Below are 20,968 nucleotides of genomic sequence, written 5' to 3'. Positions count from 1 at the left end.
CGACGGACACGGCCATGAAGTCGGCTCGGCAAGCTTTTGGGCACAGGCAAGGAAGCGAGGCCGAACCAGGCCGAGCGAGACCGAACACCGGGAAGTCCACGACGGGGGGCGCGAGATGAACACGCTGCACAGCACGAGCGCAAGCGCAGTTGTCACGCGTCTGCACGACGTCACCCGGGGTTCCGAGAAGTCCGGTGCCGTGAACGGGCGGGGGTGCGTTCGCGGCACCGGGCGTCAGCACACCGGCTATATGACGGTGGTTGACGGTTTCACGGGGGAACCGCACGGGGGAACCGCGTACAGGGAGGACACGGGGGAGCGTCGCTCGCTGTCGGAGGTGGAGTTCACCGCCTACGTCCAGGAGCGCCGCGCCTCCCTGTACGCAACCGCCTACCACCTCACCGGCGACCGCTTCGAGGCCGAGGACCTGCTCCAGAGCGCGCTGTTCTCGACGTACAAGGCATGGGACCGGATCAGTGACAAGGCGGCGGTCGGCGGATACCTCCGCCGCACCATGACCAACCTGCACATCAGCGCCTGGCGGCGCCGCAAGCTGAACGAGTACCCGACCGAGGAGCTGCCGGAGACGCCCAGCGACACGGACGCGATGCGCGGCACCGAACTGCGCGCGGTCCTGTGGCAGGCGCTGGCCCGGCTGCCCGAACTCCAGCGGACGATGCTGGTCCTCCGTTACTACGAGGGCCGCACCGACCCGGAGATCGCGGAGATCCTCGACATCAGTGTCGGCACGGTGAAGTCCAGCATCTGGCGGTCACTCCGCCGGCTGCGCGAGGACGACGTCCTCAGCTTCGGCCGTGACGAGGAGGAGTCCTTCGGGGAGCTTGTCGCCTGAAGGTCTGGGGGGACGCACGGGGGGAAGTACGGGGGAGCAGTTCGGGGGGAGCTGCACCGGGGGGACCAACGGGGTCACGGGGGACAACGGGGGTTGTACCACGGGGGAAGCACAAAGGGAGCGGGACTGGAGGGCCGGGGGGTCCGTCCAGTCCCGTTCTTGTGTGTGTACGACGCCTAGGCCGCCGTACGCGCCCCGGCGCATCGCCCGGCCGCCGCTGCGGCCAGTCGCCCCATCGCCTCGTCACGATCACAGGCATAGGCGCCCAGCGCGGTCTGCCGGGCCACGATGGACCGCTCGGCGCGCATCAGCCGCCAGCCGCGCCGCAGCAGGAACGGCACGGACTTGCGCCCCTCCTTCAGGTCCCGAAGGAAACGGCGGCGGAAGGTCCTCACCGGTCCGCGGCTCAGACACAGCGCGTCGGCCAGGACGCCCAGCTCACGGCAGCGCGTGACGATCTCGGCGGCGAAGATGCCCTCCGCGATGAACAGCGGCGTGCGCCCGATGTCGACGCTCTCCTCGCCGGCGCGGGCGCTGAGGGAGATGTCGTACAGCGGGACGTTCGTACGGCCCGTGCGGCACAGCTCCACGATGGCGGCAACGGCCGAGTCCGCGTCCCACGAGTCGGGATGGTCCCAGTCGATGTCGGAGCTCCCGAGAACCTGCGGCAGCGTCGGGTCGTCGCCCTCCTTGTAGAAGTCGTCGAGCCGCAGCACCGGAAGACCGGAGCGGGCGGCGAGGAGGGACTTGCCGGAGCCGGAGGGGCCGCAGAGCAGCACGACTCGCGTCGGTATGGGTGGGTGGGAGCTCACGGGAGACCAGTGTGCGGCATTCACCTGGTGTTCATCGACCCCGCGGACCGGCTTTGCAGTGTGCGTCACACTTCGACCACCCTTTGCGCCGATGTAGTTGCTCCGCGCCACGTTGGGGTGGTCGGGGTCGACCAGGAGTACGCCCAGGGCCTCCGTCCGGTTGTCCAGCGCCCCCGTATGCAGCCGCTCGGCCGGGCCCGCTCGCCGTGAGTGCTGCGCGTGCCACTCGGCGGAGCCGTCTTCCGGGAACGCCGCCACAGCGGGCGCCGGCGGAGTCCAGCCGTGCCTTCTGCGGGACGACCTCCGCATGGACATCCGGCCCATGCTGGCTGGTCCGGACGCGATCCCCGCGGCCGTCGCCCGGCACATCTCCGCCTTCACCGAGGGCGCTCTGTGAGCCCCTTGCGCGCCGCTTACAAGCCCGGGACAGACGACCGCCAGGGGCCGCTCGTGGTCCTGGAGGGTGTCTCAGGGGTCGGGAAGTCGACGCTAGCCTGCCTGCTGGCGAATTCCGCAGTTCGCGTTCTACCTCTCCGGCCTCTTGCACGCCTCCGACGCCGTACGGCAGCACCTCGGTACGGGGTCGGTGGTCGCGGACCGGTACGCCTCCTCGGTGATGGCCTGCCACGCTGCCGTCAAACGCATCGCATTGGACCAGGTCCGCGAGTTGATCGCCCCGTTCCGGCCCTACCTTGTGGCGCCGGACGCCACCTTCTATCTCGTCAGCTCCGACAACTCGTTGAAGGAGCGGATGGGCATCAAGACGGACGTGAAGCAGGACGACACCGACCTGTTCGACGTCCCCGGCCGCCTTGACCGGCTCAGGGAGAACTTCCTGTCCGTCGCCGAGACCGACCCGAGCGCGGTCGTGCTCCCCACCGACGGCCGCAGCCCGGACGACCTGGCCGACATCATCGTCACGAACCTGGAGGGCAGGCGTGCTCAACCCGATCGACACCGACACCGACACCGTCATCCGTGACGGCCGCGTCGCCGGCGCGTTCCCCGGCGAGATCCACGAGGGTGTGGCCTGGTGGGTCGCGGCCTGCTTCGTCGTTGTGAGCCGGTCCCAGGAGATGGCCGTGGCCCACGACGGCCACCCCGCAACGGCCGAGTTCCACCGGCGCTTCTGCCTCGGGGCCATCAACGCCGAGCACTTCGGCTGCCAGGTCTCCAGCCTCGGAACGGCCGACGAAACCCAGCTCCTGGACGCGATGAAGCACCTTGGGGGCGTCCCTGGAGCCCTGCTGACCACGACCGACGAGGCCTACCGGCAGACCGTTACCATCCGCCTTTACGACTGCGGCGGCCAGCCGGTCACCGAGGGCACTGGTCTGTCCAGGCTGCGGGAGATGATCGCCTCCGACCGGGTTCCCATCCCGGTGAACGACCAGGCCAAGGGCCACGTCGCCGAGCGCCGCGATCTGGTGGAGTCGCCGTGATCGACGCGGCCGAGGTCATCCGAAGCGGTACCAGCATCCTGTTCGTCACCCTGGATTCCCTGCGCTACGACGTCGCCCGCGCGACCCTGCACGCCGGTCAGACCCCGCACCTGGCGAAGATCCTGCCGAGCGGGGTGTGGGAGGAACGCCGCACTCCCGGCACCTTCACCCTCCCCGCGCATATCGCGTTCTTCTCCGGCTTCCTGCCCAAGTTGCCGCAGCCCGTGCAGCCGCCGCGGCGGTGGGAGTGCCGCCCGCCCGCGTTCAAGATCGTCGATGCGGGCACGTTCGTCTTCGATGCGCCGAACCTCCTCACCGGGCTCGCCCAGCACGGCTACCGCACCGCGTGCGTCGGCGGCGTGACCTACTTCTCACGGGAGACACAGCTCGGATCGGTGCTGCCCGATATGTTCTACGAGGACCACTGGCGGCCCGAGTTCTGCTCCCCGGAGCCCGACTCCACCCGCCACCAGGCCGACCATGCCCTGACCGTCGCCGAGCAGTACGCCGACCGGCCGCTGTTCCTGTTCGTCAATGTCTCTGCCACCCATGTCCCCCACGGCCACTATGTGGGGGACAGCAACGACACGTGGCAATCCCAGGCCGCCGCCCTCGCGTACGCGGACGAACACCTCGGCCGCCTGGTCGACGGGCTCACCGCCAAGAAGAGATGGCTGATCATCATGTGCGCCGACCACGGCGACGCCTTTGGCGAGGACGGCTACCACGGCCGTGGCATCGCTCACCCCACCGTGCTCAACGTGCCGTTCGCGGCGTCGTTGTCAGAGTAGGCGGCTACGCTCCCGGGCCATGACCGACACATCCCAGCGGGGGGCGATGTGCGACGCCTCCGTCATCGTGGCCCGAGACGCGGACGGCATGGTCGCTGTCCTGACCGCTGAATTCCCCCGGCACGGCGGCGAGTACGTGTTCCTGCCCGGGGGGCGCCAGGAGGATGGCGAGACACCGGAAGAGTGCGCGCGGCGCGAGCTGCGCGAGGAAGCCGGCGTCACCGCCCAGACCTGGCGCCACCTCGGCTCGTACGCCATCACCCTGAACTCCGCCGCCCGCATCCATCTTTTCCTTGCCGAAGCTCTCACCTTGGGTCCGCAGCAACTCACGCCCAGCGAAGCGGACTTCAAGCTGATGTGGTGGCCGATGCCTGACGCGATCCGGGCCGCCACCGAGGGACGCTTCCTGCTGCCGGGAGGCCCGCTGGCGCTGTTGCTGGCCGAGCAGGTCACCGTAGGAGGAAGACGAGCGCCAAGTGAGGGACCCGCGACCGACGGCTGAGCCGGCAGGCACCACCCGCCTTCTGAGGCCGCGACGCAGCCTGCGACCAGCGACAAACAGACGACGGGCCTGCGTCCTCCCTGCGTCCGGGGCCGCTGGGAGGCTGAGCGCGGGCTCACGGCAGAGAGCCGCGCTCTCCCTGGACGGAGGGGAAGCGCGGCTCTCCGGTTTCGGAGGCCCGTCGTCAGTACGACGAGCCGGACGCCCCCAGCGACCCCGTCGGGTGCCAGACCGTCTTCGTCTCCAGGAACGCTGTCAGACGGTCCGTGCCCGGCGTCTCCGTGTAATCCACAGGCTGTGGACGCAGGACGCGCTTGAGGTTGTCGGCGGCCGCGATCTCCAGTTCCTTCGCCAGGATGTCGTCGGCGCCCGCGAGGTCGATCGCGTTGACGTCCTGGTGCGCGGCCAGGGGCGTCGCGATCTCCGCCGTACGGCCGGTGAGGACGTTGACGACACCGCCCGGCAGGTCCGAGGTGGCCAGCACCTCGCCCAGCGACAGCGCCGGCAGCGGGGAGTTCTCGCTCGCCACCACGACCGCCGTGTTGCCGGTGGCGATCACCGGGGCGACCACCGAGACCAGGCCAAGGAAGGAGGAATCCTGCGGGGCCAGGACCGCGACCACGCCCGTCGGCTCGGGAGAGGACAGGTTGAAGAAGGGGCCCGCGACCGGGTTGCCGCCGCCGACCACCTGGGCGATCTTGTCGGTCCAGCCCGCGTACCAGACCCAGCGGTCGATCGTCGCGTCGACGACCACGGCCGCCTTGGACTTCGACAGGCCCTCGGCGTCGGCCACTTCACGCGTGAACTGGTCGCGGCGGCCCTCCAGCATCTCGGCGATGCGGTAGAGGACCTGGCCGCGGTTGTAGGCCGTGGCGCCGGACCAGGCGCCGAACGCCTTGCGGGCCGCGACCACCGCGTCACGGGCGTCCTTGCGGGAGGAGAGCGGTGCGTTGGCGAGCCACTTGCCCTTCGAGTCCGTCACCTCGTACACCCGGCCGCTCTCGGAACGCGGGAACTTCCCGCCGACGTACAGCTTGTAGGTCTTGAGCACGTTGAGTCGGTCAGACATCGAGGTACGCCTCCAGGCCGTGGCGACCGCCCTCGCGGCCGAAGCCCGACTCCTTGTAGCCGCCGAAGGGCGAGGTCGGGTCGAACTTGTTGAACGTGTTGGACCAGATCACGCCCGCGCGCAGCTTGCCCGCCACGGCGAGGATCCGCGACCCCTTCTCGGTCCAGATGCCCGCCGACAGGCCGTACGGAGTGTTGTTGGCCTTGGCGACCGCCTCGTCCGGGGTGCGGAAGGTGAGGACGGACAGCACCGGGCCGAAGATCTCGTCCCGGGCGACGGTGTGGGCCTGGGTGACGTTCGTGAAGAGCGTCGGCGCGAACCAGTAGCCGGAGGAGGGGATGTCGCACGGCGCGGACCAGCGCTCGGCGCCCTCGGCCTCGCCCTGCTCGACGAGCGAGGTGATGCGCGAGAGCTGTTCGGCGGAGTTGATGGCGCCGATGTCCGTGTTCTTGTCCAGCGGGTCGCCGAGACGCAGCGTCGACAGCCGGCGCTTCAGCGAGTCCAGCAGCTCGTCCTGGATCGACTCCTGCACCAGCAGCCGGCTGCCCGCGCAGCACACCTGGCCCTGGTTGAAGAAGATCCCGTTGACGATCCCTTCCACGGCCTGGTCGATCGGGGCGTCGTCGAAGACGATGTTCGCGCCCTTGCCGCCGAGTTCGAGGGTGAGCTTCTTCGTCGAGCCGGCGACCGTGCGGGCGATCTCCTTGCCGACGGCGGTGGAGCCGGTGAACGCCACCTTGTTCACGTCCGGGTGGGCCACCAGGGACGCGCCCGTGTCGCCGTACCCCGGAAGGATGTTGACGACGCCCTTGGGCAGGCCGGCCTGGCGGCAGATGTCCGCGAAGAACAGGGCGGAGAGGGGGGTGGTCTCGGCGGGCTTCAACACCACCGTGTTGCCCGTCGCGAGCGCCGGGGCGATCTTCCAGGCCAGCATCAGAAGCGGGAAGTTCCAGGGGATGACCTGGCCGGCGACGCCCAGCGGCCGCGGGTCCGTGCCGAAGCCGGCGTGACCGAGCTTGTCCGCCCAGCCCGCGTAGTAGAAGAAGTGCGCCGCTACGAGGGGCAGGTCGGCGTCCCTCGTCTCCTTGATGGGCTTGCCGTTGTCCAGGGTTTCGAGGACGGCGAGCTCGCGGGCGCGCTCCTGGATGATGCGGGCGATGCGGAAGAGATACTTCGCCCGCTCGGAGCCGGGCAGCGCCGACCACTTCTCGAAGGCCTTGCGGGCGGCCTTCACCGCGCGGTCGACGTCCTCGGCACCGGCCTGGGCGATCTCGGAGAGGACTTCCTCGGTGGACGGCGAGACCGTCTTGAAGACCTTGCCGTCGGCCGCCTCCACGAACTCGCCGTCGATGAACAGGCCGTAGGACGGGGCGATGTCGACGATCGAGCGGGACTCGGGCGCCGGCGCGTATTCAAATGCGGATGCGGATGTGGATGCCATGGTGATCAGTCCACCGTCACGTAGTCGGGACCGGAGTAGCGGCCGGTGGCCAGCTTCTGACGCTGCATCAGCAGGTCGTTCAGGAGCGAGGACGCGCCGAAGCGGAACCAGTGGTTGTCCAGCCAGTCCTCGCCGGCGGTCTCGTTGACCACAACGAGGAACTTGATCGCGTCCTTGGACGTCCGGATGCCGCCGGCCGGCTTCACGCCCACCTGCACGCCGGTCTGGGCACGGAAGTCGCGCACGGCCTCCAGCATGAGGAGCGTGTTCGCGGGAGTGGCGTTGACGGCGACCTTGCCGGTCGAGGTCTTGATGAAGTCGGCGCCGGCAAGCATGCCGAGCCAGCTCGCGCGGCGGATGTTGTCGTACGTCGACAGCTCGCCGGTCTCGAAGATGACCTTCAGTCGGGCGCTCGCCCCGCAGGCCTCCTTCACAGCGACGATCTCCTCGTACACCTTCATGTAGTTGCCCGCGAGGAAGGCCCCGCGGTCGATGACCATGTCGATCTCGTCGGCGCCGGCGGCGACGGCCTCGCGCACGTCGGCCAGCTTGACGCTCAGCGCCGCACGGCCGGCCGGGAAGGCGGTGGCGACCGAGGCGACCTTGACCGAGGAGCCGGCGACGGCCTCCTTCGCGGTGGCCACCATGTCCGGGTAGACACAGACCGCGGCCGTGGCGGGGGTCGTACGGTCGGTCGGGTCGGGGCGGACCGCCTTGGCGCCGAGCGCCCGGACCTTGCCCGGGGTGTCCGCGCCTTCCAGCGTCGTCAGGTCGACCATCGAGATGGCGAGGTCGATGGCGTACGCCTTCGCGGTCGTCTTGATGGAACGGGTGCCGAGCGAGGCGGCACGCGCCTCCAGGCCGACCGCGTCGACGCCGGGCAGCCCGTGGAGGAACCGGCGCAGCGTGCTCTCGGAGGCCGCCACGTCCGTGAGGGTGTGTGCAGTGGTGGGCATGGTCACCAGACGAGCATATCTACGCGCGTAGCGGCTGTACAGCCCGAGTGGACGGTTCTTGATGGCGCCGGGCGGTGATCCCACCTAAGGGGCGCGGGGAACTGCGCGACAAGCCACAACGAACCCGCACCCGCGTACGGACAGATCTCCCACGGCGCCTGGGCGCATAGAACCCCCAGCACCACGCTGAGGCAGAATCAGGGGTATGACGACCCCGGACCCCCAGCCAACCGCCGCAGACTCCAAGGACCGCGTCTTCCGGTCCTCCGGCGGCATCGCCGGCGGCGTACTCCTGCTGGCCCTCGTCGCCTGGCTCGGCATCGACGCCCTGGTCCAGGGCAACGGCCGCACCCCCTGGCTGGCGCTCGCGACGATGATCCTCGTCGTGCCGCTGATCGTCGCCTTCACCGTGCGCCCCGCCGTGTACGTGAACGAGGACCGGCTGCGCATCCGCAACCCCTTCCGCGTGATCGTGCTGCCCTGGGGGCAGATCGCCTCGCTGCGCTCCGGCTACTCGAACGAGGTCGTCGACCGGTCCGGCACCAAGTTCCAGCTCTGGGCCATCCCGGTCTCACTGCGCGCCCGCAAGAGGGCGGCCCGGCACGAGGCCCGGGCGATGGCACGCGGCGAGGACTCCACCCGAGGCATCGCGCGGAGCGGTTCCGCGCCGGACGGCCCGACCCGTGCGGCGAGCGACCAGGCCATGGACGACCTGCGCGAGCTGCTGGAGGCACGGGAGACGGCGGAGAGCGCACAGGGCGAGGCCGCCGTGCGCTGGGCGTACGAGATCGTGGGTCCCGCGGCGGCCGGGGCCGTGCTGCTGGCGATTCTGCTGGCGGTGGGCTGACCTCTCGGCCTCGGGTTCACAGGTTTGTTCGACATGCTCTGCGTCCACGTGGTCCGAGCGTCTGGGTGATCCGAGTGTCTGGGAGACGATGAGCACGACGAGTCACGGGCAGCCGCTCCCGCTGCCCGCCGCCGCCCTGCCCGATGGCTGTCCCGACTGGGACGGTGAGCAGGCGCGCCGCTGGACGCAGGCGTTTCCGCCGCGCTGGGTTCCCGTGCGGCCGGGGGAGCGGTCGGTTCCGGCGACGGTTGTGGCCGGTGTGCTGGTCGCCGGCTCGCCGGCCGTGTGGGCGGACCTGCGTTCGTGGGTCGCCGCGCTGGTGGCGCTGCATCTCGTCTGGGTGCTGGTGCGGCCCGAGGTCGTACGGTTCTCCGCGCCCGTTCTGATCGTGCTCGTCCTCGTCCCGCAGTCGGGACTGCCGTACGGCGTGGCTGTGCCGGTCGTCCTGGCCGTCGTACTGACCTGGCCGGCCGCGCTGCTGCGGATGGCCCGGCGGACGCGGCAGCGGCAGGCGGCCCGCGCCGCGGCCGGGGGAGTCACGGCAGTGCTGCCGGATACCGGCGGGCGGCTGAAGCGGGGGCGGTTCCTCGCCGGGGCCGGGCTCGTGCTGCTCGTCCTCGGTGCCGTACCGGCCGGTCTCGGCGGGCTCATCGACCTGGCCGACGACCGGCAGGCCGTCCCCGCCCTCGGCTGGTACGTGGCCGGGCTCGGCGCCACCGTGCTGCTCTCCGGAGTGCTGGGCCGGAGACGGGCCGCTCGTCTGCGCGGAGGGCCGGTGCCGGTGCTGCGGGTGCTGGTGCGGGAGAACGCGGAGGTGGACGCGGAGGTCTTCGCGGCCGACGACGTGATGGCACTGCGGCCGCTGTTCACCGTCGCCGTATCGGAAATGGACGACGATTCCGACGATGACGATGACGATGACGATGACGATGACGACGAGGAAGACCTGGAGGAAATCCTCGAACGGCTCGGGAGCGACCAGCCCGGCCCCCTCCGCGAAGCCGTCCTCCACGGCCTGCCCTACGACGGCGCCGAAGTCGCCCTCGTCAGCGCCGCCGAGGAGCCCGGTGAGCCGCCCGTGACGGAGTGGTCCACCGGGCCCGTGCGGCTCGTGACGCACGGTGCGATACGGCGCCGGCTCGCAAAGGAGAAGCGCACGGAGGCGTACGCCGAGCGGGGGCGGGCCGCCGCCGCGGCCGTCGGTGCGGGCACGGGGACCGGGGCCGTACGGCGATGGCGCGCGGGCAGCCTCGATGTACTGGTCGTCTCCATGGTCGTGATGTGGGGTTACTACGGCATCCACGGTGAGAGTGGTGCGTTCCGGTACGTCATCGGCGGCGTTCTCGGCCTCATCGGCGCCCTCCTGCTGCCGCCCATGCTCGCCTGGCGTATCACCGCCGACGCCGAGGGGCTGTGGATCAACGGACTCAGGAGGACGCACCACATCGGCTGGGACCACATCCGGGTCGTCCGGTGCAAGGGCACCGAGCTGACCGTGGACAGCTACCGGACCGCCTTCCCGCAGTGGACCGTGCGCACGCCCCGTTGGCCGTGGCTGGAGCGGAGGATCGGGCTGGTCCATCCGTACGAACGGACGGCCGCCGAGATCACCGCCATGTGGCAGGACCCCGCGCTGCGGCCGACCGGCGTGAGCGGGGCACGGCAGCGGGGGCTGCCGCTGTGGCCGCTCGCCGCGGTGCTGGGCGCGGGGTGGGCGGCGGCGTTGGTGCTGCTGCCCTGAACGGCCGTTGAAGAGTGCCCACTTGGCCCCCCAAGTGACCCTATGGGAGCGGTTCCGACCGGTATTGGCAACGTTGTCCTGCCCGCTCAGCGAGCGCTTTCTCTGTGTCTGTCCTAGGGGTTACCTAGGGGATACTTCAACATGAAGCGTGCGACCGGCAGTTGCTTTTGTCCGTTCGCGTTCACAGCCGTCTCAGTAGATTTGCTACTGCCGTCCATAGCGCCGTACCTGCGGATTTTCACGTCTCGTGACAGAGCGCCGCAGGTTTCACTTTTCGACGGGCGGTGGGGGTGGGGAGATGGATCGGTCCGGCGGGGCGGCAAGACCTGCCGTCGCGATCGTGGGAATGAGATGTCAGATCGACATCAATGGAGAGGGTGGTTTCGGCTGGCGGCTTGTGGCGCCCAACGGGCGCTCGGTCGCGGTGTCATTGACCTCGCATGATTCGCACGCGCGGTGCAGGGACGCGTTCGTCCGGCTGTGCGCGCGGCACGCCGAGACGGGCGGTGGAATCCAGCACAGCACGGAGGGTGGCTGGGTGTGGGTGATCTGGGACCGGGCCGGCAAACATCTGGCCGGCTCCGCGCGCACCTACGAACGCCACGCCACCTGCCGGTCCTCCTACGACCGGTTTCGCGCGATGCTGCCCGAACTGGGCCACGCGGGACCGGAGTTATGGGGCGAGACGTGAGCAGCCGGATGTAACGGAAGTTGCCCCCAGGGAACCTCTCGTTCACCCATCGGGATGGGCATGTCAATCGATGGCACGGAGTGTCTGAAACGTGCCTTCGCTGAGAAGAACCAGACAGCCGCAGCCCGTGACCGTGACGGCGGGCGTCGGCGACACCGACGTACCGAGACGGCTGTACGCCGATCCCGCGCTGCCCGACCGCGTGTTCCGTACGGTGCTGCGGTCCGGCGGCGGCTTTGTGCTGGCCGTGATGCTGCTGGTGGGCGGCTTTCTGCTGTACCGGGCGTGGCTGGCGCTGGAGGACGCCGGCTGGTCGTTCCTGACGACCTCCGAATGGGCGCCGGGCGGCGGGAAGTTCGGTATCGCGGCCGTGCTCGTCGGCACCGTTCTGATCGCGGCCATCGCGGTCCTCGTGGCCGTGCCGCTGGCCACGGGCGCGGCGCTGTACATCTCCGAGTACGCCTCGCCGCGCCTGCGGCAGACGCTGATCAGTGTGGTCGACCTGATGGCCGCCGTGCCGTCCGTCGTCTACGGCCTGTGGGGGGTGTTCTTCCTCCAGGACAAGGTGCTGCCCACCGCCCGCTGGATCTCCGCCTACTTCGGCTGGATCCCGGTCTTCGACGTGCGGGGCGCCGACCCGAACGACCCGCTCGCCCCCGAGAGCATCTACACGTCCTCGACGTTCATCGCGGGACTGGTCGTCGGCATGATGATCGCGCCGATCATCTGCTCGATCATGCGCGAGGTCTTCTCCCAGGCCCCCGCCGGTGAACGCGAGGGCGCCTATGCGCTCGGCGCGACCCGCTGGGGCATGATCCGCAGCGTCGTCATCCCGTTCGGCAAGGGCGGCATGATCGGCGGCACGATGCTCGGCCTCGGCCGTGCGCTCGGCGAGACCATCGCGATCTTCATGATCATTTCGCTGACCTTCGACATCCAGTGGCATGTCCTCCAGTCCGGCACCAGCTCGGTCTCCTCGCTGATCGCCCTGCGCTACGGCGAGGCCACCCAGTTCGGCATGTCCGCGCTGATGGCCGCGGGCTTCGCGCTGTTCCTCATGACGCTGGTCGTCAACTTCGCCGCCTCGTCCATCGTGGCCCGCTCCCGCTCGGGTGCGGCGAGCGACGCGTGACGTACGGCCTCCTCGGCCGTCCCTCTCTTCCGCTTTCGCGGCCGACCCCCACGCGGCCCGCATCCCTTACGCACACAGGAATGAGCGACCATGACCGTTGCCCCTGAAGCGCCCGGCGCGCGTCAGGCGACCGGCCGTCCGCGCACCACGCTGCCGGGTACACCACGCGGCACCGAACCGGGCGGAGAACGCCGCCGCGCCCTCGTCCAGCTGCGCGGCACCGACGTGTACGCCATGCTCGGCGCCGCCGCCTCCGCGCTGTCGCTGACCTGGCTGCTGTTCGGCTGGTTCCTGCCCTTCAACGGCGCGGTCGGCTTCGTCGTGATGGCGTACGGGATCTTCCTGCTGATCTACGCCCTGCTGGTCTCCTTCGACGAGGACGGACCCGCGATCGTCGACCGCATCGCGGCGGCCGTGGTGCGGTCGATGGGCGTGCTGCTCGTGGTGATCCTCGCGTTCGTGGTGTTCTACGCGCTGGTCGAGGGCCGCAAGGCGCTGGTCCACCTCAACTTCTTCACCGAGGACATGGAGCTGGCGGGCCCGCTGGAGCCGCTCAGTGTGGGCGGAGCGCTGCATGCCGCGGCCGGCACTCTGATCATGATCGTGATCGCGTTGGTGATCACCGTGCCCGCCGGGCTCATCTGCGCGGTGTTCCTCACCGAAGTGCCGGGTCCCTTCGCCCGGTTCGTACGCACCATCGTCGAGGCGATGACAGCGTTGCCGTCGATCGTCGCGGGCCTGTTCATCTACGCGACCGCGATCGTGGGCCTGGGCCTGGACCAGTCAGGCCTCGCCGCGTCCCTCGCCCTCTCGGTGATGATGCTGCCGATCATCATCCGGGCCGCCGACGTCGTCATCCGGCTGGTGCCCGGCACACTGCGCGAGGCGGCGTACGCGATGGGGACGAGCCGCTGGCGCACGGTCTGGCACGTCGTCCTGCCGACCTGCCGCTCCGGCCTCACCACCTCCGTCATCCTCGGCACCGCGCGCGGTATCGGCGAGACCTCGCCGGTGCTGCTGACCGCGGGCTTCACCAACGAGCTCAACCTCGACCCACTGCACGGCCCGATGGTCTCCCTGCCGCTCGCCACCTTCGAGTTCGTCAAGTCGCCCGAGCCCACGATGATCTCCCGCGGCTTCGGTACGGCGGCTCTGCTCATGGCGCTGGTGCTGATGCTGTTCATCGCCGCCCGCATCCTCGGCGGTCGCGGCCCGGGCCAGTTGACGCGCCGTCAGGAGCACCGCCGTGTGCTCGCCTCGAAGCGTGACGCGCGTCGCTTCGCCGAACGCTCGGCTCCTTCTCTTCCCGCCCCGCACCCCACCATCCGTACGCAACCCGGGAGTTCGCAGTGAAACCCGCCACTCGTTTCCGTCTGGCGGCCATCGTGCTGTCATTGCTGTGCGCCTTGTCGGCCGTCCAGACACCCCCTGCCGCAGCTGCCTCCTACGCCAAGATCACCGGCTCGGGCTCGACCTGGAGCGCCAACGCCGTCCAACAGTGGGTCCGTAACGTCAAGGCCAACTACGGCATGACGGTCAACTTCACGGCCAACGGCTCCTCGCAGGGCCGTGAGCAGTTCAAGAACAACACCGTCGACTTCGCGGTCTCCGAGATCCCCTACGGCCTCAAGGAGCAGGGCATCACGGACCAGCCGCCGCGGCGCGGCTACGCCTACATGCCGATCGTGGCCGGTGGTACGGCGTTCATGTACAACCTCAAGATCAACGGCAAGATGGTCACCAACCTGCGCCTCTCCGGTGCCACCATCGCCAAGATCTTCACCGGGAAGATTACCCGCTGGAACGACGCCGCGATCGCCGGCGACAACCCGGGCCTGACCATGCCGGCCCGGGCCATCGTCCCCGTGGTCCGCTCCGACGGCTCCGGCACCAGCGCCCAGTTCACCACCTGGATGTCCAAGGAGCAGGGCGGCATCTGGAGCGACTACTGCGGCCGCACCGGGCGCGGCAGCGGCAACTGCGGACAGACCTCCAACTACCCGCTGCTCAGCGGCTCCGCGATGGTCTCCAAGTCCGGCTCGCTCGGCGTCTCCGGCCATGTGCGCCAGCCCTCCGGCGAGGGCGCGATCACCTACGTCGAGTACTCCTACGCCAAGAACACCGGCTTCCCCGTCGCCAAGGTGCTCAACAAGGACAACTACTACGTCGAGCCCACCGCGGCCAGCGTGGCGGTGGCCCTCACCAAGGCCGGGATCAACCAGAACAAGCGGTCCGTCAACTACCTGACGCAGATCCTCGACGGGGTCTACAGGAATGCCGACTCCCGCACCTACCCGCTGTCCAGCTACAGCTACATGATCCTGCCGACGAAGGAGGAGTCCGGCTTCACCAAGGCCAAGGGCAACTCGCTCGGCACGTTCGCCCGTTACTTCCTCTGCGACGGCCAGCAGCAGGCGGACCGGCTGGGCTACTCGCCGCTGCCGAAGAACCTCGTCCAGGCGGGCTTCGACCAGATCCGCAAGGTGCCGGGCGCACCCACGGGTTCCATCAACATCAACGACTGCCGCAACCCCACCTTCTCGGGCGGCACCAACACGCTCGTCAAGAACGCGCCGTTCCCCAAGGACTGCGACAAGAAGGGGCCGACGCAGTGCGGCGACGGCACGGGCGGCGCCAAGGATCCCACCACGGTGAAGCCGGGCGCGAACGGCGGCTCCAGCTCCGGCGGGGCCGGCTCCGGCGGCACCGGCGGGTCCGGGGGCTCCGGCGGTACGGGCGGCGGCACCGGCGGAACCGACACCGACGGCGACGGCAAGCCCGACTCCACGGAGAGCGCCGCCGCGACCGACGGTTCCACCGGGGGCGTCATCGACCCGGACACCGGTGAGCTGATCAGCGACGGGGCGGGCACGGGCGACACGTCCGTTGCCGCGAATCCCGTGAGCCTCGCCTCCGACAGTGCGCTCGGGATGCGCAGCGCCCTGATGGCCCTGTCGGCCGTACTGCTCGTCGCGGTGGTCATCGGACCGCCGCTCACCGCGCGGGTGCTGGCGGCACGTACGCGCCGTAAAGGGGAGTTGTGATGAGAGGGCTGACGATACGGATGCCCCGCGGGCGCCGGGGTCGGGTGACCGCGGGCGTCGGATGTCTGCTCACCGCCGTGCTGATCGCGTTGCTGCCGCTGCCGGCGGGGGCGGACCAGGCGCAGGCCGCCGCGGCCGACGACTCCTCGGTGACCAAGAGCGGCGCCAAGGGGAAGTACGACGACTTCTCCGGCCTGAAGGTCACCGTCCATCAGACGGAGGGGCTGCGGGGGCAGGGTGTTCGGGTCACTTGGACGGGCGGGAAGCCCGCACCGGAAAAGGCCCAGAACTTCCTTCAGATTATGCAGTGCTGGGGTGACGATGCGCAGGCCGGGCCGTCGCGGACTCAGTGCGAGTACGGCGCGGACGCCAACGCGCAACCGGGCGGCCTGCGGTCGGTCGATCCCACGACGGACCCCCTGGAGACGGACCACGCGACAGTACCCGGCGTCGGCCCGTATGTGCCGTTCCGGCCGGTGGAAGGGCCCGAGACCACGTCGTCCCGTGACTTCACCTACTTCACTCCGGGAGACACCAACGCCCTTCCGTGGCTGCCCAATGACGGCAACGGCGGCGGCGAGGCGGTCTTCGAGGTGAAGTCCTCGCTGGAGTCTCCTCACCTGGGCTGTGGGGCGCGCACCACGTCGGCGAAGGAGATCCGGCCCTGCTGGCTGGTCGTCGTGCCGAGGGGCGAGCACGAGACCAATGGCAACTCGGGCAGCAACCTCCCGTTGACCACCTCGGCGCTGAGCCAGACCAACTGGAACCAGCGCATCGTCTTCCGCCTCGGCTTCGAGCCGGTCACCGACAGCTGCGACCCGGACAAGCCGGAGCGTGGGATCGAAGGCTCCGAGCTGGCCACCGACGCGATCACGTCGTGGCAGTCCGAGCTGTGCAGGACCGGAACGCACCGGTTCACGTTCACTCAGTCCAGTGAGCTGCACGGCCGGGAGGTTGCTACGGCTCCGAGCGACACGACGGGGCTGGGACTCACGGTGGATCCCGTTCCGGCGGCCGCGGGGGGCGCGAACGTGGTGCAGGCACCTGTCGCGGTCAGCGGACTCACTGTCGGCTTTGTCTGGATGTACGACCATCTGGAGGGTGGGGCGTATCAGAAGCTGCCGCTGAAGGAGGTCAAGCTCAATCAACGGCTGCTCGCCAAGGTGCTCACCCAGTCGTACCCCTACAGCCTGGCCCAGCCGGTCGATGGTATTCCCGAGTACCTCACGGGAAATCCGTGGTCGATCGGAATGGACCCTGAATTCCAGCGGATCAACCCCGGCCTGGAAGACCTTGCGAGGGTGCTCAATCTGTCGCCGTTGGGTCTGGTCGTGCCTTCGGACAACTCCGACTCCGCTCGCTTGATGTGGGAATACATTCTCGCCGACCGTGATGCTCGGGAGTTCGTTGAAGGTAAAAAGGACCCCTGGGGTATGACGGTCAACCCCGAGTACAAGGACGGGGTGATCTCGGATTCCCTGGATTTCTTCCCCAAGGCAGACCTCACGCCCACGACTTTGAAGTGCAACGGGGACGGAGGCACGTTCGACCGCACCGGGCAGGACGTGGTCCCCTATGCGACCGATTTCCACGAAGGGGCTCTGAAGATCCGTCGCGGTGACATCGGAGCCGCCGTCGAGTGCAATACGACCAACCGCGTGACGAAAATGACGCTCCTCGGTCGACCGGCTTCGACAGAGCAACGCGCGTTCGGCGTCGTGGACAACGCGTCCGCCGTGCGTTACCGGCTGGGTACCGCTGCCCTGCCGAACGCCGACGGCGAGTACATCAAGCCGAACGACGCGTCCCTGCTCAAGGCGGTCGCCCAGATGCCCGGCTCGGACGTGGCCGGCGTCAAGGCGACCGACCCCGCCAAGATGAAGGACGGCGCCTATCCGCTGGCCGCCGTGGTGTACGCGGCGGCCTCGGTCGACCAGGCCAAGGACGTACGGCAGGACTACGCCGACGTGATCCGCTACGCGGCCGGCAAGGGCCAGACACCGGGCACGGCCAAGGGCCAACTCCCTTACGGGTACGCCCCGCTGCCCACCGCGATGCGTCAGCAGGCACAGCAGGCCGCCGACCGGCTGGAGAAGGGCGTGCCGAATTCCCCGGAGTCCCCGGACGCCGACGCGCCGGGACCGGGCGACGACCTGGACGGCGGTGGCGGCGGTACGACGGGCGGCCTCGACGGCGGTACCGACAGCGGTGGCCTGACCGGCGGCGACTCGGCCGGAGCGGCCGCCGGCGGGACCGACGCGGGCGCGGGCGGGGCGGGCACTTCCCCGCCCGGCGCGTCCGAGACGGACCCGGCGAAGCAGAACGTGGCCCAGTCCGGCGGCCTCACGCCCTCGGAGGTGCTCGGACTGATCCGCTGGGTGCTGCTCGGCGTGCTCATCGCGGGCGGGGTCGCCGCGTTGGCCGGTCCGGTCATGTTGCGGCTCTCCGCCCGCCGGGCGGCCGGTGGCGGCTGACCGATCCGCGTCAGCGGGATTCCCCGGGACATAAATGGTTCCGGGGATTCCGCACACCGTTTCGTGAATTCCCTTGGAGTCACTTAGGAAACGGATTCGTAACCTGATCAGCGGCCGGAATTAGTGGCCACCCGAGTGAGTCTGGGGAATTGTTCTCGGCGACCGGCCGACGGGTCGGTGGCGAAAGAGAATCCGGATTTGCTTGTACGTCCTTTCCTCGATCCGTTCCCACGGAGGAGAACCGAAGTGAACGTCAAGTCCCGCATGCGTATTGGTGCCGGTATCGGTGCTGTTGCCCTCGGCCTGGGTGCCCTGGCCGCTCCCGCCGCCTACGCGGACCCCACCCCGGTCACCGATCTCCGTCAGCTGGCCGGTGGCGGTTCCGACACCACCCAGGACGTGGTGAACGGTCTCGGCGAGGTCGTCACGAACGCCAACGGCAAGATCGTCGCTTCCTGGAACGCCACGGGCTCTTCCACGATCACGACCAAGTCGACGGCCGCCTGCACCAACATCGCGCGGCCCAACGGCTCTTCGGCCGGCATCGACGCCTTGCGTGCCGCCGTGGACAACACCACCGGCTGCTTCGATTTCGCCCGCTCCTCGCGCGGCCCGGTGGACACGTCCACCACGGACCTGACCTGGATCAAGTACGCCAAGGACGCGGTCACCTGGGGGAAGCCGTCCACCAGCGGCCTGCGCGACAACCTCACCACGGCTGAGCTCAAGTCGATCTACGAGTGCAACACGACGTCGCTCGACGGCGTCGCGCTCACCCCGATCCTGCCGCAGGCCAACTCCGGCACCCGGCAGTTCTTCCTCCAGTCCATCAACGTCACGACCCCCGGCTCCTGCGTCCAGCAGGGTGTCCAGGAGAACGACGGCACCGTGCTGGACAGCGCGGGCGACATCGTTCCCTTCTCCGTGGCCCAGTACATCGCCCAGGAGAACCTCGTCGTCGAGCCCCGTCTGGGTGACGCCGTCCTCGGCAGCATCAACGGTGTCGCCCCGCGCACGGGCGGCGCGCTGAACGTCTCGTTCCCGCTGGCCCGTGACGTCTACAACGTCGTCCCGACCAGCAAGCTGACCGACGCCACGGTCTCGCAGACCTTCGTGGGCTCCGGCTCGAAGGTCTGCGCGGCGGAGGACGTCATCACCACCTACGGCTTCGGCAGCCTCGAGACCGAGTGCGGCGCCCAGGCCTTCCAGGCCGAGCGCTGATCACCACGCGGTAACCGCACAACGGCCGGGCACCCATCGGGTGCCCGGCTCCACGGCATGTTCCGGCATTCCCTTGGCCGAACGCTGACGACCCGTCCACAACCGAACCCCTCGGGGGGACCACCACATGAACCACCGTCTGGCACAACTCAGATCACCGGTGTCGCTGTTGACATGCTGTGCACTGCTCTGCGCCGCCCTGGCCGGGATCCTCGCCTTCTCGGGCAAGGCCAACGCGGCCACGGATCTGGGCAAGTTCACGCTCACACCGGCCACGGGAAAGATCTCGGACTCCCCCATGGCCACGTCGGTCACGTCGAGCGCCGGTTGCCCGGACCCGGCTAGCCCGAGCAGTCCGCACACGGCCGTTCTGAGACTGGTCAAGCCGAGCGTCCCCGCAGGGCTTGCGCTGGCCACGTCCGTGGCAAAGGTTCCGGTCGGTACGGCTCCGTTCACAGTGGACCTCAAGGCGCAGCCGGCCTACCCGAGCCTTCAGGCCGCGATCGGCGGCACCGGCCCCTACGACGGCACATACACCCTGACCCTGAACTGCGGTACCAGTGCGACCGCTGACCGGTTCCTCGCCAAGGTCGGTGTCACGGGCGACACCTGGACCCTGCTCCAGCAGCAGGCCACGAGCCTCTCCGTGACCGCGGCCTCCGGAGTCGCCGTGGGCGGGGACCTCAAGCTCAGCGCCACGGTGAACCCCGCCGGAGCGGCAGGCTCCGTCGAGTTCACGACCGGTGGCGCGTCGCTCGGCAAGGCCGACGTCACCGGCGGCAAGGCCGAGCTGACGGTCAAGGCGCCCGCGATCGGCGGAACTCACCAGTACCAGGCCGTCTTCACGCCCACGGACGCCGACGCCTACAGCACGGCAGAGGGCAGTGCGTCCCCGAGAATCGAGTACGTGGTCACCGCCAAGGACGCCGATGGAAAGGCCCTCGGGGCCAAGCCCACCCTCGCCATCGGCCAGTCGGTGAGGATCACGATCCAGGGCTTCGCGCCGGGGGCCACCGCCAAGGTGACTCAGTCCCCGGGGACCAGCACGCAGCTCCCGGACGCGACCGTGAACGCCGAGGGCAAGGTCGTGGACTACGCGTACACGGTCCCGGACCAGTCCATCAGCGGTGACACGGCCCTGAATTTCGCGGAGAGCGGCACGAACAACACCCGTTACACGCAATTCCTCTTCATCAGCACCGACGAGGCGGACCCCGACCCCACCGACCCCGCCGACCTCGAAGTCACCGACGAGGACGGCAACCCCCTCGACGAGAACCCCGACCTCGAACCCGGCCAGAAGGTGAACATCACCGCCCGCGGTTACACCAAGGACTCCGCGGTCAAGGTCACCCTCGCCGACAGCGAGGAGACGTTCAAGGGCGCCAAGGCGAACGCCGAGGGCACCGTCGAGGAGTACAAGTTCACCGTCCCGAAGAAGATCGCGGACGGCGACCACGTACTGACCCTCGCCGAGGACAAGGAAGACGGCCAGTCCGTCGACTTCGCGTTCACGACCGGTGACGTGCCCACCGAGAGCCCCGAGCCCTCCGCGACCGACTCGGCCGGCAACGACGACGGCGGCACGGACACGGGTGGCGCCGCGGGCGGTGACACCGGTGGTGACACCGGCGGCTCGGGTACCGGCGGCGGCTCCATGGCCTCCACCGGCGCCCAGGTCGGCGCGATCGGCCTGACCGCCCTCGCGCTGCTCTGCGCGGGTTCGGCCCTGGTCCTCCACATGCGTCGCAAGGGTCTGCTGACCTTCGGCGGCGACACCCCGCAGCACCACTGACCGGCCGGGCGGCCCGGGGGCGCACGCCGACGCGCCCCCGGGCCCGCCCCCCCCCCCTCCCCCCCCCCCCCCCCCCCGGCCCCCCCCCCCCCCCCCCCCCCCCCCCCCCCCCCCCCCCCCCCCCCCCCCCCCCCCGGCCCCCCCCCCCCCCCCCCCC

The 20,968-nt window shown here is 69.6% G+C and carries 18 protein-coding genes; 14 read left to right on the top strand and 4 right to left on the bottom strand.

Annotated elements, in window-relative coordinates:
- Positions 1-115: 115 nt before the first annotated feature.
- Positions 116-853, top strand: coding sequence for a SigE family RNA polymerase sigma factor (locus KCH87_RS45815; protein WP_210593911.1), 738 nt, complete (start codon positions 116-118; stop codon positions 851-853).
- Positions 854-1,029: 176 nt separating this feature from the next.
- On the opposite strand, the gene KCH87_RS45810 is transcribed toward KCH87_RS45815, so the two are convergent.
- Positions 1,030-1,689 (bottom strand): uridine kinase, encoded by a 660-nt coding sequence (locus KCH87_RS45810; RefSeq protein WP_210593946.1) that lies wholly within the window; start codon positions 1,687-1,689, stop codon positions 1,030-1,032.
- 517 nt (positions 1,690-2,206) lie between these two features.
- Between KCH87_RS45810 and KCH87_RS45800 the strand changes: the two genes are divergently transcribed.
- Genes KCH87_RS45800 through KCH87_RS45785 form a run of 4 tightly spaced genes read left to right on the top strand, consistent with a single transcriptional unit; the run spans position 2,207 to position 4,400 of the window.
- Positions 2,207-2,647 carry a hypothetical protein gene (locus tag KCH87_RS45800; protein ID WP_247197822.1) on the top strand — a complete coding sequence of 147 codons (441 nt, stop codon included), beginning with the start codon at positions 2,207-2,209 and terminating at the stop codon, positions 2,645-2,647.
- The gene (locus KCH87_RS50615; protein WP_210593910.1) at positions 2,604-3,107 is read left to right on the top strand and encodes a hypothetical protein; all 504 of its coding nucleotides are present in this window, start codon (positions 2,604-2,606) and stop codon (positions 3,105-3,107) included. The genes KCH87_RS45800 and KCH87_RS50615 overlap by 44 nt, the downstream gene beginning before the upstream one ends.
- A complete protein-coding gene (locus KCH87_RS45790; protein WP_210593909.1) occupies positions 3,104-3,898 on the top strand; it encodes an STM4013/SEN3800 family hydrolase in 795 nt (264 codons plus the stop codon). The genes KCH87_RS50615 and KCH87_RS45790 overlap by 4 nt, the downstream gene beginning before the upstream one ends.
- Before the next feature lie 19 nt (positions 3,899-3,917).
- The gene (locus tag KCH87_RS45785) at positions 3,918-4,400 is read left to right on the top strand and encodes an NUDIX hydrolase (protein ID WP_247197821.1); all 483 of its coding nucleotides are present in this window, start codon (positions 3,918-3,920) and stop codon (positions 4,398-4,400) included.
- Positions 4,401-4,584: 184 nt separating this feature from the next.
- Here KCH87_RS45785 and KCH87_RS45780 read toward each other — a convergent pair whose 3' ends face one another.
- The 3 genes from KCH87_RS45780 to deoC are packed head-to-tail and all read right to left on the bottom strand — an operon-like array spanning position 4,585 to position 7,866.
- Complete coding sequence (locus tag KCH87_RS45780) at positions 4,585-5,469, bottom strand: aldehyde dehydrogenase family protein (RefSeq protein WP_210593908.1); 885 nt, start codon at positions 5,467-5,469, stop codon at positions 4,585-4,587.
- The gene (locus KCH87_RS45775; RefSeq protein WP_210593907.1) at positions 5,462-6,910 is read right to left on the bottom strand and encodes an aldehyde dehydrogenase family protein; all 1,449 of its coding nucleotides are present in this window, start codon (positions 6,908-6,910) and stop codon (positions 5,462-5,464) included. The genes KCH87_RS45780 and KCH87_RS45775 overlap by 8 nt, the downstream gene beginning before the upstream one ends.
- Before the next feature lie 5 nt (positions 6,911-6,915).
- A complete protein-coding gene (gene deoC, locus KCH87_RS45770; RefSeq protein WP_210593906.1) occupies positions 6,916-7,866 on the bottom strand; it encodes a deoxyribose-phosphate aldolase in 951 nt (316 codons plus the stop codon).
- Between the two features lie 205 nt (positions 7,867-8,071).
- On the opposite strand from deoC, the gene KCH87_RS45765 reads away from it, so the two are divergent.
- The 9 genes from KCH87_RS45765 to KCH87_RS45725 all read left to right on the top strand — a co-directional run bounded on the left by KCH87_RS45765 (position 8,072) and on the right by KCH87_RS45725 (position 20,811).
- Positions 8,072-8,713 carry a PH domain-containing protein gene (locus KCH87_RS45765; RefSeq protein ID WP_210593905.1) on the top strand — a complete coding sequence of 214 codons (642 nt, stop codon included), beginning with the start codon at positions 8,072-8,074 and terminating at the stop codon, positions 8,711-8,713.
- A gap of 88 nt (positions 8,714-8,801) precedes the next feature.
- Positions 8,802-10,454, top strand: a complete 1,653-nt coding sequence (locus KCH87_RS45760; protein ID WP_210593904.1) for a hypothetical protein — start codon at positions 8,802-8,804, stop codon at positions 10,452-10,454.
- Positions 10,455-10,752: 298 nt separating this feature from the next.
- The gene (locus tag KCH87_RS45755) at positions 10,753-11,145 is read left to right on the top strand and encodes a hypothetical protein (protein WP_210593903.1); all 393 of its coding nucleotides are present in this window, start codon (positions 10,753-10,755) and stop codon (positions 11,143-11,145) included.
- A gap of 127 nt (positions 11,146-11,272) precedes the next feature.
- A complete protein-coding gene (gene pstC / locus KCH87_RS45750) occupies positions 11,273-12,277 on the top strand; it encodes a phosphate ABC transporter permease subunit PstC (protein WP_308299076.1) in 1,005 nt (334 codons plus the stop codon).
- A gap of 90 nt (positions 12,278-12,367) precedes the next feature.
- The gene (pstA, locus tag KCH87_RS45745) at positions 12,368-13,630 is read left to right on the top strand and encodes a phosphate ABC transporter permease PstA (protein WP_210593902.1); all 1,263 of its coding nucleotides are present in this window, start codon (positions 12,368-12,370) and stop codon (positions 13,628-13,630) included.
- Complete coding sequence (pstS, locus tag KCH87_RS45740; RefSeq protein WP_210593901.1) at positions 13,627-15,321, top strand: phosphate ABC transporter substrate-binding protein PstS; 1,695 nt, start codon at positions 13,627-13,629, stop codon at positions 15,319-15,321. Before pstA ends, pstS begins: the two co-directional genes overlap by 4 nt.
- Positions 15,321-17,795, top strand: coding sequence for a hypothetical protein (locus tag KCH87_RS45735; protein WP_210593900.1), 2,475 nt, complete (start codon positions 15,321-15,323; stop codon positions 17,793-17,795). Before pstS ends, KCH87_RS45735 begins: the two co-directional genes overlap by 1 nt.
- A gap of 246 nt (positions 17,796-18,041) precedes the next feature.
- The gene (locus KCH87_RS45730) at positions 18,042-19,016 is read left to right on the top strand and encodes a hypothetical protein (protein ID WP_210593899.1); all 975 of its coding nucleotides are present in this window, start codon (positions 18,042-18,044) and stop codon (positions 19,014-19,016) included.
- A gap of 127 nt (positions 19,017-19,143) precedes the next feature.
- Positions 19,144-20,811 carry an Ig-like domain-containing protein gene (locus tag KCH87_RS45725; RefSeq protein ID WP_210593898.1) on the top strand — a complete coding sequence of 556 codons (1,668 nt, stop codon included), beginning with the start codon at positions 19,144-19,146 and terminating at the stop codon, positions 20,809-20,811.
- The last annotated feature ends 157 nt before the right edge of the window (positions 20,812-20,968 follow it).

The organism is Streptomyces sp. GESEQ-35 (assembly GCF_017948485.1).
In the GTDB taxonomy this organism is placed as follows: Bacteria; Actinomycetota; Actinomycetes; order Streptomycetales; family Streptomycetaceae; genus Streptomyces.
This window is presented reverse-complemented; position numbering and strand designations above follow the sequence as displayed.

What these genes read in the sequence shown, in the direction of transcription:
- KCH87_RS45780 (WP_210593908.1), bottom strand. Translation starts at nt 5,469, where the DNA reads ATGTCTGACCGACTCAACGTGCTCAAGACCTACAAGCTGTACGTCGGC.
- pstA (WP_210593902.1), top strand. Translation starts at nt 12,368, where the DNA reads ATGACCGTTGCCCCTGAAGCGCCCGGCGCGCGTCAGGCGACCGGCCGT.
- KCH87_RS45815 (WP_210593911.1), top strand. Translation starts at nt 116, where the DNA reads ATGAACACGCTGCACAGCACGAGCGCAAGCGCAGTTGTCACGCGTCTG.
- KCH87_RS45785 (WP_247197821.1), top strand. Translation starts at nt 3,918, where the DNA reads ATGACCGACACATCCCAGCGGGGGGCGATGTGCGACGCCTCCGTCATC.
- deoC (WP_210593906.1), bottom strand. Translation starts at nt 7,866, where the DNA reads ATGCCCACCACTGCACACACCCTCACGGACGTGGCGGCCTCCGAGAGC.
- KCH87_RS45735 (WP_210593900.1), top strand. Translation starts at nt 15,321, where the DNA reads ATGAGAGGGCTGACGATACGGATGCCCCGCGGGCGCCGGGGTCGGGTG.
- KCH87_RS45765 (WP_210593905.1), top strand. Translation starts at nt 8,072, where the DNA reads ATGACGACCCCGGACCCCCAGCCAACCGCCGCAGACTCCAAGGACCGC.
- KCH87_RS45775 (WP_210593907.1), bottom strand. Translation starts at nt 6,910, where the DNA reads ATGGCATCCACATCCGCATCCGCATTTGAATACGCGCCGGCGCCCGAG.
- KCH87_RS45760 (WP_210593904.1), top strand. Translation starts at nt 8,802, where the DNA reads ATGAGCACGACGAGTCACGGGCAGCCGCTCCCGCTGCCCGCCGCCGCC.
- KCH87_RS45755 (WP_210593903.1), top strand. Translation starts at nt 10,753, where the DNA reads ATGGATCGGTCCGGCGGGGCGGCAAGACCTGCCGTCGCGATCGTGGGA.
- KCH87_RS45725 (WP_210593898.1), top strand. Translation starts at nt 19,144, where the DNA reads ATGAACCACCGTCTGGCACAACTCAGATCACCGGTGTCGCTGTTGACA.